We start from the raw sequence: 340 nt of genomic DNA, 5'->3' as shown, positions 1-340 counted from the left end.
GAAAATGCTCGTCGTTGGTCAGGCTCACGGGGTTACGAAAAAACATTCTGAAGCAAGGCGGCAGAAAGGTTACGAGGTTGTGATGGGCGGCTTTTTTCGAGTCGGGTTCCAGGCGCGCACTGACCAAGCGTCCGGCTCTCTAGCGCTCGCCAACGGAAAGGTGGCAGGCCTCGACGTAGGCGGCGGCATCTATCGCGGCAGCTATGTCGAGGAAGGCGGCCGGGCACGGGGAACTGCAATCCTGTCATTTCCTGACGGTGGCGAACTCGTCACGGGGATGCGTGTGCCTCCCGGAGCCGAGATCACAATACCATTTGATATCCCTGTCGGCACATCTACC

The 340-nt window shown here is 59.1% G+C and carries 1 protein-coding gene; it reads left to right on the top strand.

Annotated features, from left to right (window positions below; translation table 11 throughout):
* Positions 1–340: hypothetical protein (locus tag ACLBYB_RS32905; RefSeq protein ID WP_447701391.1), on the top strand; the 340-nt coding region annotated here is incomplete at both ends.

The sequence above is a fragment of the Methylobacterium sp. D54C genome, assembly GCF_053345595.1.
Note: the sequence above shows the minus strand (reverse complement) of the source record. Positions and strands in the feature narration are given on the sequence as shown.